12 protein-coding genes are annotated in these 10,784 nt (G+C 72.5%); 8 read left to right on the forward strand and 4 right to left on the reverse strand.

The window, feature by feature from the left end:
- Positions 1-25 precede the first annotated feature (25 nt).
- Positions 26-1,402: an MFS transporter gene (locus ACFPIJ_RS56085; RefSeq protein WP_380127764.1), complete on the forward strand. Its 1,377-nt coding sequence runs from the start codon at positions 26-28 to the stop codon at positions 1,400-1,402.
- 25 nt (positions 1,403-1,427) lie between these two features.
- On the opposite strand, the gene ACFPIJ_RS56090 is transcribed toward ACFPIJ_RS56085, so the two are convergent.
- Positions 1,428-2,021, reverse strand: coding sequence for a hypothetical protein (locus tag ACFPIJ_RS56090; protein WP_380127765.1), 594 nt, complete (start codon positions 2,019-2,021; stop codon positions 1,428-1,430).
- A 67-nt stretch (positions 2,022-2,088) separates the two neighbouring features.
- Between ACFPIJ_RS56090 and ACFPIJ_RS56095 the strand changes: the two genes are divergently transcribed.
- Positions 2,089-2,319 carry a hypothetical protein gene (locus ACFPIJ_RS56095; RefSeq protein WP_380127766.1) on the forward strand — a complete coding sequence of 77 codons (231 nt, stop codon included), beginning with the start codon at positions 2,089-2,091 and terminating at the stop codon, positions 2,317-2,319.
- 21 nt (positions 2,320-2,340) lie between these two features.
- On the opposite strand, the gene ACFPIJ_RS56100 is transcribed toward ACFPIJ_RS56095, so the two are convergent.
- Positions 2,341-3,762 carry a dihydroorotase gene (locus ACFPIJ_RS56100; RefSeq protein WP_380127767.1) on the reverse strand — a complete coding sequence of 474 codons (1,422 nt, stop codon included), beginning with the start codon at positions 3,760-3,762 and terminating at the stop codon, positions 2,341-2,343.
- A 71-nt stretch (positions 3,763-3,833) separates the two neighbouring features.
- Here ACFPIJ_RS56100 and ACFPIJ_RS56105 point away from each other — a divergent pair, with 71 nt between their 5' ends.
- Genes ACFPIJ_RS56105 through ACFPIJ_RS56115 form a run of 3 tightly spaced genes read left to right on the forward strand, consistent with a single transcriptional unit; the run spans position 3,834 to position 7,203 of the window.
- Entirely contained in the window at positions 3,834-5,030 is a 1,197-nt protein-coding gene (locus tag ACFPIJ_RS56105; protein ID WP_380127768.1) for a CaiB/BaiF CoA transferase family protein, read from the forward strand.
- Positions 5,031-5,032: 2 nt separating this feature from the next.
- Positions 5,033-5,824: a cyclase family protein gene (locus ACFPIJ_RS56110; protein WP_380127769.1), complete on the forward strand. Its 792-nt coding sequence runs from the start codon at positions 5,033-5,035 to the stop codon at positions 5,822-5,824.
- On the forward strand, positions 5,821-7,203 hold the full coding sequence (locus tag ACFPIJ_RS56115; RefSeq protein WP_380127770.1) for an MmgE/PrpD family protein: 1,383 nt from the start codon (positions 5,821-5,823) through the stop codon (positions 7,201-7,203). Before ACFPIJ_RS56110 ends, ACFPIJ_RS56115 begins: the two co-directional genes overlap by 4 nt.
- Positions 7,204-7,360: 157 nt before the next feature.
- Here the strand turns inward: ACFPIJ_RS56115 and ACFPIJ_RS56120 are convergent, their stop codons facing one another.
- A complete protein-coding gene (locus tag ACFPIJ_RS56120; RefSeq protein WP_380127771.1) occupies positions 7,361-8,089 on the reverse strand; it encodes a class I SAM-dependent methyltransferase in 729 nt (242 codons plus the stop codon).
- Between the two features lie 170 nt (positions 8,090-8,259).
- Between ACFPIJ_RS56120 and ACFPIJ_RS56125 the strand changes: the two genes are divergently transcribed.
- The 3 genes from ACFPIJ_RS56125 (at position 8,260) to ACFPIJ_RS56135 (ending at position 9,538) form a co-directional block, all read left to right on the forward strand.
- Entirely contained in the window at positions 8,260-8,712 is a 453-nt protein-coding gene (locus ACFPIJ_RS56125; RefSeq protein ID WP_380127772.1) for a hypothetical protein, read from the forward strand.
- 126 nt (positions 8,713-8,838) lie between these two features.
- Positions 8,839-9,270 carry a helix-turn-helix domain-containing protein gene (locus ACFPIJ_RS56130; protein WP_380127773.1) on the forward strand — a complete coding sequence of 144 codons (432 nt, stop codon included), beginning with the start codon at positions 8,839-8,841 and terminating at the stop codon, positions 9,268-9,270.
- The gene (locus tag ACFPIJ_RS56135; protein ID WP_380127774.1) at positions 9,152-9,538 is read left to right on the forward strand and encodes a zinc ribbon domain-containing protein; all 387 of its coding nucleotides are present in this window, start codon (positions 9,152-9,154) and stop codon (positions 9,536-9,538) included. Before ACFPIJ_RS56130 ends, ACFPIJ_RS56135 begins: the two co-directional genes overlap by 119 nt.
- Positions 9,539-10,234: 696 nt before the next feature.
- Here the strand turns inward: ACFPIJ_RS56135 and ACFPIJ_RS56140 are convergent.
- Positions 10,235-10,720, reverse strand: a complete 486-nt coding sequence (locus ACFPIJ_RS56140) for a transposase (RefSeq protein ID WP_380127775.1) — start codon at positions 10,718-10,720, stop codon at positions 10,235-10,237.
- Positions 10,721-10,784 lie beyond the last annotated feature (64 nt).

Here is a 10,784-nt window from a genome sequence, read left to right on the forward strand (position 1 = left end):
AGCGGAACGCCGCAGGCTCCCCGGCATGACCGCAGTTCTCGAAGCCACCCTCAGCACCCGGCAACGCATCACGTTGCTGTTGCTGCTCGGCGCCCAGTTCATGCTCGCCGTCGACTTCTCCATCCTCAACGTCGCCCTCCCGGCGATCGGCGCCGGCCTGCACTTCGACCTGGCCACGCTGCCGTGGATCGCCACCGCGTTCGCGCTGCCCGCCGCCGGGTTCACGCTGCTGTTCGGGCGGATCGCGGACCTGTTCGGCCGGCGGCGGCTGTTCCTGGCCGGCCTGGCGCTGCTGATCGCCGCGTCGCTGCTCGGCGGCCTCGCCCAGGACCAGGCGACGCTGCTCGCCGCGCGGGTGCTGCAGGGCTTCGCCGCGGCGATGGCCACCCCGGCGGCCCTTTCGCTGCTCACCACGTCGTTCCCGGAGGGCCCGCTGCGCGACCGCGCCCTCGGCCTCAACGGTGCCCTGCTCTCCGGCGGCTTCACCGTCGGCGCCCTGGTCGGCGGCGTCCTTGCCGACCTGCTCAACTGGCGGTTCGCGTTTCTGCTCAACGTCCCGGTGGCGCTGCTGATCCTGGCCGTGGCCCCGTTCGTCGTCAGCGCCGGACGGACCCCGGAGCGACCCAAACTGGATCTTCCGGGTGCGATCACCGTCACGATCGGCCTGCTGCTGGTGGTGTACGGCGTGAGCCTGAGCCCCTCCGCCGGCTGGACGAGTCTCCGGGTGCTGGTCCTCCTCGGGGCCGGGGCCGCGTTCCTGGTCGCGTTCTGGACGATCGAGCGGCGCGCCCCGGCACCCCTCGCGCCGGTGGCGATCCTGCGCCGCCCGACGGTCCGCTGGGGCAACCTCGGCGGCCTGATCGTGTTCGCGATGGGCTCGTCCGTGGTCTTCCTGGGCACCCTGTACCTGCAGGACGTCCTCGGCTACTCCGCGCTCGCGACCGGCGTCGCGTTCGGCCTGCCCGGCATCGCCGCGGTCTTCGCCGGTGTCATCGGCGGTCGCCTCCTGGGCCGGTTCGGCCGCCGCGTGACGCTCGTCGGCGGCCTGGCCGTGCAGGGCGTCGCGTTCGGCGGCCTCAGCCTGCTCGGCGACTCCCGGAGCATGTACGGCTGGCTCATGCTCGCCTTCACCGTCGGCTTCGTCGGGCATGTGGCGGCGATCGTCGCGTATACGGTCACGGCCACCTCCGGCCTGCCCGACGGCGAGCAGGGCCTGGCCACCGGCCTCAGCACCCTGACGCAGCAGGTCGCCCTCACCGTCGGCATCCCGGTGATGAGCGCGGTCGCCGCGGCCGGCCCGACCCTGCTGTCCGGCATCCGGCTGGCCCTGCTCGTCGACGGCGCGGTCACCCTGCTGGGCGCCCTGGCCATCCACCGCGGCCTGCGCCGGACGATCGGCTGAGCCACCCCGGGCCGGGCGCCGGCGCTCAGCGGGGCAGGTCGGCGGCCGCCGCGAGCAGCGGCACGCCCGGCCTGGGCACGTCGAGGACCACGCCGCCGCCCCGCGGTTCGAGGTGCCCGACGACGACCATGACGGCGACGTGCTCCGGCGCGGACCAGAGCTTCGGCCACGTGAACGCGGGGCACAGCGCCCGGGCCCCGACCGCGGCGTCCACCGGTTTCCCCGGCCTGACCTCGAACCCGGTCCCCGGCTCCGCCATGGTCTGCGGCGAGAGGTCGCCGGGCTGGTTGAGCATCGGGCCGCCGCCGACGATGACGCTGTCCTTGAGGTACAGCACCTCGACCGGCGGGATCTGGACCCGCAGGTCGGTGGTGGCGGTGAACCGCAGCGCCACCTCGGGGGCGGTGTCGGCGGAGACGCGCCGCACCGACGCGACCGCCACCGTCAGCGCGGCCCGGGTGCCGGCCAGGTCGTCGGCCCAGATGCCACGCCCGCAGACGAACAGCGGGTCCAGGTCGGGCGCCGCGGAGGGCGGCGGCACCGGGGCCGGACGCGACCGGTGGGTGCAGCCCACCAGGCCGAGCACGACCACGACCGGCACCAGCCAACCCGCTCGCATCCCACGAACCTACGGCGCGGCCGACCGGCCCGTTGCCCCGGCCGGGTGGCGGTGGTGTAGTGCTCGTATGACGGACTCTCCAGCCAGGACGGCCGACGGCCGGCGCCGCACGGCTCGCAAGCTGATCCTGCTGGCATGGGCGCTGTTCCTGTTCGTCCCGCTGGTGCTGGCCGCTGTCGTCACCTTCGGCGACTGGGGGCCGGGCCCGGCCACCGCGGCGCTGATGGTCGTCGGTGGCGGGGCGGCCGGCGCGATCGGCTTCCGGCTCGTCATGAAGGCGGACACCTTGCGTGGCTGACCGGGCCGGAGCCCGGTCACGTCAGCGGGGCAGGAAGGTGCCGCCCGGTTCGCCGACGACGGCGCCGTCGCGGAAGGCGACCCGGCCGCGCAGCACCGTCGCCACCGGCCAGCCACGGACCTTGCGGCCGGCGAACGGGCAGTGGTCCTGGCCGGACAGCAGCAGGTCGGTGGTGACCTCCTGTTCGAGGTCCGGGTCGACGACGGTGAGGTCGGCGTCCTGCCCGACGAGCAGGGAGCCCTTGCGCGGCCACAGGCCGTAGGCGCGGGCCGGGTTGGCCGAGACGAGCTCCGCGACCCGGTGCGGGGCGAGCCCGCGCTTGTGCATGCCCTCGCTGAGCAGCACCGGGTAGAGCAGGCCGGTGCCGCCGAAGCCGGGCAGGGCCGGCCACAGCTCGTCGCCCTTGTGCTCCTCCAGGCAGCAGGCGTGGTCCGAGGCGACCCAGTCGACCTTGCCGGACAGCACCCCGGCCCACAACGCCTCAGTGTCCAGAGCGCTGCGGATCGGCGGGTTCACCTTGGCGCCCAGGCCGGACAGCTCGTCGTAGTTGAGGCACAGGTGGTGCAGGGTGACCTCGGTGCGCAGGTCGAGGTCGGGGCGGGCGAGGCGGGCCTCGGTCGCGGCGGCGAGGGCCTCGCCGCTGGACAGGTGCAGCAGGTTGATCGGGCAGGCGGTCGCCGCGGCGAGGGTGGTGGCCTCACCGATCGCGACCCGTTCGGTGAGCGGCGGCCGGGCGTCGGAATACGCCTTCAGCGTCTGCGGGTCACCGGCGGCGCGGACCCGTTCGATGAACAGCCGCATCAGCTCGGCCTGCTCGCAGTGCAGCGACAGGGAGACCCGGCGGCCGGTGTCGCGGGCGGCGGCGGAGACGGCCTCCATGATCTGGTACAGGTGGCCCAGGTCGTACTCGTCGCTCATCGTGAACGCCTTGGCGTCGCGTGAGTCGGCGGACAGGTTGAAGCCCTTGTAGAACATGTAGTACTTGAACGAGCTGATCCCGTGCCGGTCCACGAGCGCCGGGACCTCGCCGACCTGGCGGGTGTCCATGGGCGCGAGGTGGAAGCCGAAGTCGGTCCACGAGCGGCCGGACACCGCCTGGAGCACCTCGGGCAGGATGTCCTCGTACGCGCCGGTCTTGTTCAGGTAGTGCTGCCCGGTCCGGAAGTAGGACAGCACGGTGGTGGCGCCGCCGACGAGGGAGGACCGGGTCTCCTCGGTCGCGTCGATCTCCAGGGGCCGGTAGATGCCCAGGTGGTAGTGCGCGTCCACGCCGCCGGGGAAGACGAGCTTGCCGGTCGCGTCGAGGACCTCGTCCGCATCGGTCAGGTCCTCGCCGATCGCGACGATCCGTCCGTCTTTCGCAGCCAGGTCGGCGCGAACCTCGCCGACATAGGGAAGAACCAGCGTTCCGTTCTTCACCAGCAGGTCGTACCGCGACACCATGAGCCCCTCTCGCCGTTTCCCTCAATGTAACGGGGTTTCCATTTTGACGATAGTGCCGTTAGGCTTTGCTGGTGGAACTGCAGCCCGCCTTAGCAGGGATCACGGTCGTGGACGTGTCCACCCTGTTCGCCGGCCCCCTGGCCGCCACCATCCTGGGGGATTTCGGCGCCGACGTCATCAAGATCGAGCATCCCGTCAAAGGTGACCCGTCCCGCGGCCACGGGCCCGCCAAGAACAGCGTGCCGCTGTGGTGGACGCTGCTCGGGCGGAACAAGCGCTGCGTCACCCTCAACCTGTCCCGTCCCGCCGGCGCCGAGCTGCTCAAACGCCTCCTGGCCGGCGCCGACGTCCTGATCGAGAACTTCCGGCCGGGCACCCTGGAGCGCTGGGGCCTCGGGCCCGACGTGCTGCTCGAGCTCAACCCGCGCCTGGTCGTCGCGCGGGTCACCGCGTTTGGCCAGTTCGGCCCGTATGCGTCCCGGCCCGGCTTCGGCACCCTCGCCGAGGCGATGAGCGGGTTCGCGGCCATCACCGGCGAGCCCGACGGGCCGCCGACGCTGCCACCGTTCGGCCTCGCCGACGGCATCGCCGCCATCGCCACGGCGCAGGCCGTGACCACGGCACTGCTCGCGCGGCACGCGACGGGTGCCGGGCAGGTGATCGATCTGGCCATCATCGAACCCATCCTGACCCTTTTAGGCATGCAGCCGATGGTGTACGACCAGCTCGGCACCGTTCAGGGCAGAACCGGCAACCGGAGCGTGAACAACGCGCCCCGCAACACGTACCGCAGCCGCGACGGGAAGTGGCTCGCCGTGTCGACGTCCGCCCAGGCCGTCGCGGAGCGGGTGCTGCGCCTCGTCGGGCATCCGGAGGTGCTCGACGAGCCGTGGTTCGCGTCCGGCGCCACCCGCGCCCAGCACGCCGAACTGCTCGACGGCTACGTCGGGGACTGGATCGGGGCCCGCGACGCCGCCGACGTCATCGCCGCGTTCGAGGCCGCGGAGGCCGCCATCGCCCCGATCCACGACATCGCCGACGTGTTCACCGACCCGCAGTACGCCGCGCTCGGCACCCTGCGCGCCGTCGAGGACCCGGTCCTGGGCCCGGTCCGCATGCAGAACGTGCTGTACCGGCTGTCCGCCACCCCCGGCGACATCAAGTGGACCGGCCCGGCCCTCGGCGCGCACAACGCCGAGATCTACCGCGACCGGCTCGGCCTCACCGCCGACGAGCTCGACAAGCTGCACGCCGACGGGGTGCTGTGACCATGTCCTGGTTGGAACTTCTGGCCGGTTCGCGGGTCCTCGACCTGGCCCAGCCGATGCGCCGCGGTATGCCGCAGTCACCGAACCACCCGCCGTTCCGGATGGCCCTCGAACGCCGCCACGGCGACCTGGTCCGCCCCGACGGCGGGTCGGCCGCGAACGAGCTCATCGTCACCGGCGGCCACGTCGGCACCCACGTCGACGCCCTCGCGCACGTGTCGCAGGACGGCGTCCTGCACGGCGGGGTGCACGCCTCCTCCGTGCAGTCCCACCTCGGGTTCACCTCCCACGGCATCGAGTCGTTCGAGGTGTACGTCGGCCGCGCCGCGGTGCTCGACGTCGCCCGCGTCCACGGGGTGCCGGTGCTGCCCGCCGGCTACGAGATCACCGCCGAGGACCTCGACGCCTGCGACGTCCCCGTGCACCCCGGCGACGCCGTGCTGATCGGCACCGGCTGGTCCCGCCGCTGGGACGAGCACGACGCCTTCATCGGCCAGCGCGACGGCACCCCCGGGCCCGGCGTCGCCGCCGGCGCCTGGCTCGCCGATCGCGGGGTGCGGGTCGTCGGTGCCGAGACGATCGCGTTCGAACACATCCCGCCCGGGCGCGGGCATGCCGTGCTACCCGTACACCGGATGCTCCTGGTGGAACGTGGCATCCACATCGTGGAGACGATGCGGCTGCACCCGCTGCTGGACACCGGCGCCCGCGAGTGCCTCCTGGTGCTCAACCCGCTGCCGATCGTCGGCGCGACCGGCGCCCCCGTCCGCCCGCTCGCGATCCTGCCGTCATGACGGCGGTCGAACAGCTCGCCGAGTTCGCCGTCGCGTGCCGGTCCTCGGTGCCCGCCGCGGTCCGCGCCGATGTGCCCGCCAGGGTCCTCGACATCCTCGGCCTCGCCCTCGCCGCGCACGGGGACCCGGACGCCGACGCCGCCCCCGCGGTCCTGCGGTCCGTGCGCCGCTGGGGTGGCACCCCCGAGGCGACCGTCATCGGCACCGGCGACCGGCTGCCCGCCCCGGCGGCCGCGCTCGTCAACGGCACCCTGGCGCACTCCCTCGACTTCGACGACACCCACCTGCCGTCGGTGCTGCACCCGTCCGCCTCCGTCGTCCCGGCCGCCCTCGCCACCGCCGAGGCCGCCGGCGTCTCCGGCGCGGCGGTGCTGGCCGCGGTCGCCGCCGGCGTCGAGCTCACCAACCGGCTCGGCATGGCCGCCTACGACCCCGCGATCGCCAACTCCATCTTCTTCGAACGCGGCCTGCACGCGACCTCGATCTGCGGCGCCATCGGCTCGGCCGCCGCCGCCGCATTGCTGCTCGGCCTCGACGCGCCCGGCGTCGCCTCGGCGATGGGGGTCGCGGCGAGCATGGGCGCCGGCCTCATCGAGGCGAACCGCACCGGCGGCACCGTCAAGAAGGTCCACTGCGGCTGGGCCGCGCACGCGGGCGTGTCCGCCGCCTACCTCGCCGCCGACGGGCTCACCGGCCCGCCGACCGTGCTTGAGGGCCGGTTCGGCTTCTTCACCGCCTACGCCGGCGGCCGCTGCGACGACGACGCGCTGCTGGGCGACCTCGGCACCCGCTGGGAGCTGCTGCGCACCGCGTTCAAACCCTACCCGTCCAACCACTTCACCCACCCCGGCATCGACTGCGCCCTCGCCCTGCGCGCCGCCGGCCTCGATCCGTCCACCGTGGACTGGATCGAGCTCGGCGTGCCCGGCCCGACGCTGCGGACGATCGCCGAACCGGCCGCGGAGAAGGTCCGCCCCCGCAGCACGTACCACGGCAAGTTCTCCGGTCCGTACACGGTGGCGACCGCCCTGCTCGGCGGCGGCGGCCTGGGCGTCGGCCTCGAGGACTTCACCGGCCCGCTGGACCCCGACCGGCTCGCCCTCGCGGCGAAGGTCCGCTGCGTGCCGGACGAGCGGGCCACCCGGATCTTCCCGCACGCGTTCGCCGCCGTGCTGCGCGTGTCCACCGCCGGCACCGTGGTCGAGCACCGGGTCGACGCGTCCCTCGGCAGCGCCGAGGCGCCGCTGTCCGCCGCGGACCTGGCCCGCAAGTTCCGCTTCAACGCCGCCCGCGCCCTGACCCCCGCGGCCGCGGACGCGCTCGCCACCCGCACCACCGCCCTGGCCGACCTGGCGGACGTGCACACCCTCCTGCCCTGACCAGCTGCCGCGGCGCCGACCGGCCGGTCGGCGCGGTTCCAGCGCCTATTCCTGCACCAGCGCTGTCACGTCGCTTGATCGAAGTCGCATGACCGGGCGGCGGCGACCGCCCCGCGGCGAAGCACGGCGATCCCGCCGGTCGTAGGCGCCCGGGTGGTCAGCCGGTCGGGGGCCGGGGCTGGTCGTCGTCCCAGAACGGCTCGAACGTCGTGAACGGCGGCTCGAACGACGGGTCGGGCAGGCGCACCGCCCGGCACCTGGGCACCTCCGGCGCGGCGGGGTCGTCGGCGATCCGTTGGAGGGTGCCGGCGGCGAACGCGGCCGGGACGGGGGTCCAGCCCAGGTTGCGCTCGTAGTAGCGCAGGGCGGTCCGCACGGACGGGGTCCAGTCGTCGTCGAGGAGGATCAGGCCGCCGGGGCGGACGAGTTTGCGCAGGAAGTACAGGTCGACGAACACTTCGTGGAAGCGGTGACTGCCGTCGACGAAGGCCGCGTCGGCGACCGTCCCGGCGGCGACGAGGTGGGCCAGCGCCAGGGACGACGGGGTCGCGACGAGCTCGGCGACGCCGTCGAGGCCGGCCTCGACCAGCACGTCCCAGCCGACGTCGTCATACGCGTCCCGCTGGAACGGATCCACGATGACGTGCCTGGGGCGCGGCGCGCCGACGGTGAGGAGGGCCTCGCCGATCGCGAGGGCGGAGCTGCCGTAGGCGAGACCGACCTCGACGACGGTCTCGACGCCCTCCGCGATGAGCACGTCGCGCAGCAGGTCGCAGTCGCGTTCGGGGAGGGTTACCAGCTGGAAGTCCAGCTCCGGGCTGCGGGTGCGAGAGGGGCCGTCCCGCCGGAGCCGGGAGCGGACCGCACGGACCTCGTCTGCCGTCACCGTCCGAGTGTCTCAGGCAGAAAGGATGAGCCCGGCGAGACACGCCCATCGCTACGATGTGCGCGAAAGTAGCGCGACGCGAGGGAGCGGACACGTGCAGAGACGGGCCTTGAGTCTGGCCGTGTCGGCGTTCCCCAGCGGTTCCTCCTATCAGCCGCTGCCGTTCGCCCATGACCGGTCCACCGCGCTCGCGCGCGTTGGAGACACACGGGTACACCATGCGTCCCCTCGACGGCGACGAGACGCTGACCGCCCGCCGGATGGGTGACCTGGTCGAGGATCTGCTCACCGAACTCGGCCCGCACGACCTGGCCGTGGTCCACGTCATCAGCCACGGCGAGGACGGCTTCGGGTCGGTGCGGGTGGTCGGCGCCGACGGCAGGGCGACCTCCCGCACCGACCTCAACAGCTGGCTCACCGACGCGTCGAGCACCGCCGAGCAGGACGGCGAGGACGACGACCTGCCGCTCGGCCCCACCGTGCTGTTCCTGGTCGACGTGTGCGGCGCCGGGCAGGCGGCCAGGCTGGCGTGGCAGGCCGGCATCGCCGACGAGCGGCGCCGCGCGTGGGTGCTCACCGGCGGCATGCCGCGCCATCCAAGCCTGCCAACCGTTGTCGGTTGAGTGTGCGATAGCGCTCGTTGACGCTGTTGAGTGTCGTGCGTTGCCAGTATGCGTAGAAGTGTCGTACCCGCGGTTCATACTGCTCGTCGAGACGGTCGGGGATGGGAGGTGCCGCTGGTGCAGACGGTGCAGGCGTACCGGTTTGCCCTGGACGTCACCCCGGCTCAGGAGCGGGCGTTGCTGACGCATGCAGGTGCGGCTCGGGTGGCGTTCAACTGGTCTCTTGCCAGGGTGAAGGCGGTGTTGGATCAGCGTTCGGCGGAGCGGTCCTATGGCGTGGCCGAGGAGTTGTTGACGCCGGTTTCGGGTTGGTCATTGGCGGCGTTGCGGCGGGTGTGGAATGCGGAGAAGGGTGTGGTGGCGCCGTGGTGGCGGGAGGTGTCAAAGGAGGCGTTCAACACCGGCCTGGACACCCTGGCACGTGGTCTGAAGCAGTGGGATGATTCCCGTCGCGGGCAGCGGGCCGGTCGCCGGGTCGGGTTCCCGCGGTTCAAGTCCCGGCATCGCAGCACTCCGAGCGTCAGGGTTCGCCGAGTTCCGCCGGCAACTCGCCTATAAGACGGTGTGGAATGGTGGCCGCCTGGTGGTCGCCGGCCGCTGGTATCCGTCGAGCAAGACCTGCTCACGCTGCGGCGCGGTGAAAGCCAAACTGCCCCTGCGTGAACGGACGTACACGTGCACCAGCTGCGGCCTGGTCCTAGACCGGGACGTCAACGCCGCACACAACCTCGCCAACCTCGCCGCGGGACCCCGCGGACGCGGCGGACATGGCGGAGGTGTCAACCGCCGGGAGTGGCCCGGTGGCAGGACGGGGAGCCATCCGTAAGACCCACCCGGTGGGCAGGAGGCGAGGAACCGTCAACCCGGCACCGCACCAGCGGATCAGACCGGGACCGTCCCGTCGCAAGACAGGAATGCCGCATGAGCGCCGAAGATACTCAGCGGCAACGGGAGGTACACATGCGTCGTCTCTGTGTGGTGCTCGGGGTGCCCGCGGTCGGGTTGTCCGCCTGCGGGTCGTCCGGCGAACCCCGCGAAGGAAAGCCGGGTCCGGCCGGCTCCGCGGCCTGCCGAGCACCGGGGTGAAGCAGGTGCCGGGCTGCACCAGCGCGGAGTTGTTCGGCATCCCCCAGCCGGAGGCGGGGGCGCAGGTTCGAATCCTGCCGGGGGCACCAAAAAGAACTGTGCCACCACAGCGGCTGCGCTGATCATCGAAGCGACCTACCCGCTTCCGCCGCTACGACAGCCCTGAAACACCACACGGCACGCAACGCTCGACGGTCGTGGGCGCTCAGGAACGTCGGAGGCGCCCCCGACCGCACCGGCGCTGGCGCCTCCGCCAAGGATGACGAGGGCCGCAACCCCGCGCGTTGCGCTCAGCCACGGGCCCTGCCGTATGAGGCCGCTTGATTGACCACGGCTGCGCCGGCAGGCAACCGCAAGGCCCGCCTCCGCGATACGGCAACGCCGACGAGACCCGTTGATTAGCTGCACGCTCATGGTTCCCCTCTTGGTCAAGGGATCATGGCGACTTTGTTTTAGGCTTCTTGGTGGCGGGTCCGGGTTGTGACTTGTCCGAAGAGGCGGCTGTCGGGATTGGGCCGTCCGCGCTGGGTTGCAGAGTCGCTCCCGTGTGTCCTCCCGGACCCGTCTCACCAGCTCCGCTGGCCTTTGCGTCGTGCAGCATCCGCTTGTAGACGACGTCGGACAAGTGGCGTTTGAGCGCGCGGAGGGCTTCCATCGTGGTTTTGCCTTCGGCGAGGCGGCGCCGGTAGTAGGCGCGGCCGGGTGTGTCACGGCGGAGCTGGACGATGGCCATGATGTGCAGGACGCGGTTGATACGACGGTTTCCGGCGCGGGAGAGCCGGTGGCGGCGTTGGTCGCCGGAGGACGCCTCGAGTGGCGCGGTGCCGTTCCAGGAGGCGAAGTGCGCTGGGGTGCGGAACCGGCGGATGTCGGCGATGTCGCCGATCAGCCGGGCGGCGCCGGACGGGCCGATGCCGTGCAGGCCCGGTCAGGGTGCTGCCGTGTTCGGTGACGAGCTGGCGTAGTTGCTTGTCGGCTGCCCGGAT

It is taken from the genome of Dactylosporangium cerinum, assembly GCF_042653625.1.
Classification (GTDB): Bacteria; Actinomycetota; Actinomycetes; order Mycobacteriales; family Micromonosporaceae; genus Dactylosporangium; species Dactylosporangium cerinum.

Excerpts from the sequence above, each read along its gene's own strand:
- ACFPIJ_RS56085 (WP_380127764.1), top strand. The coding sequence starts at position 26 with ATGACCGCAGTTCTCGAAGCCACCCTCAGCACCCGGCAACGCATCACG.
- ACFPIJ_RS56090 (WP_380127765.1), bottom strand. The coding sequence starts at position 2,021 with ATGCGAGCGGGTTGGCTGGTGCCGGTCGTGGTCGTGCTCGGCCTGGTG.
- ACFPIJ_RS56095 (WP_380127766.1), top strand. The coding sequence starts at position 2,089 with ATGACGGACTCTCCAGCCAGGACGGCCGACGGCCGGCGCCGCACGGCT.
- ACFPIJ_RS56100 (WP_380127767.1), bottom strand. The coding sequence starts at position 3,762 with ATGGTGTCGCGGTACGACCTGCTGGTGAAGAACGGAACGCTGGTTCTT.
- ACFPIJ_RS56110 (WP_380127769.1), top strand. The coding sequence starts at position 5,033 with ATGTCCTGGTTGGAACTTCTGGCCGGTTCGCGGGTCCTCGACCTGGCC.
- ACFPIJ_RS56115 (WP_380127770.1), top strand. The coding sequence starts at position 5,821 with ATGACGGCGGTCGAACAGCTCGCCGAGTTCGCCGTCGCGTGCCGGTCC.
- ACFPIJ_RS56125 (WP_380127772.1), top strand. The coding sequence starts at position 8,260 with ATGACCGGTCCACCGCGCTCGCGCGCGTTGGAGACACACGGGTACACC.
- ACFPIJ_RS56135 (WP_380127774.1), top strand. The coding sequence starts at position 9,152 with ATGATTCCCGTCGCGGGCAGCGGGCCGGTCGCCGGGTCGGGTTCCCGC.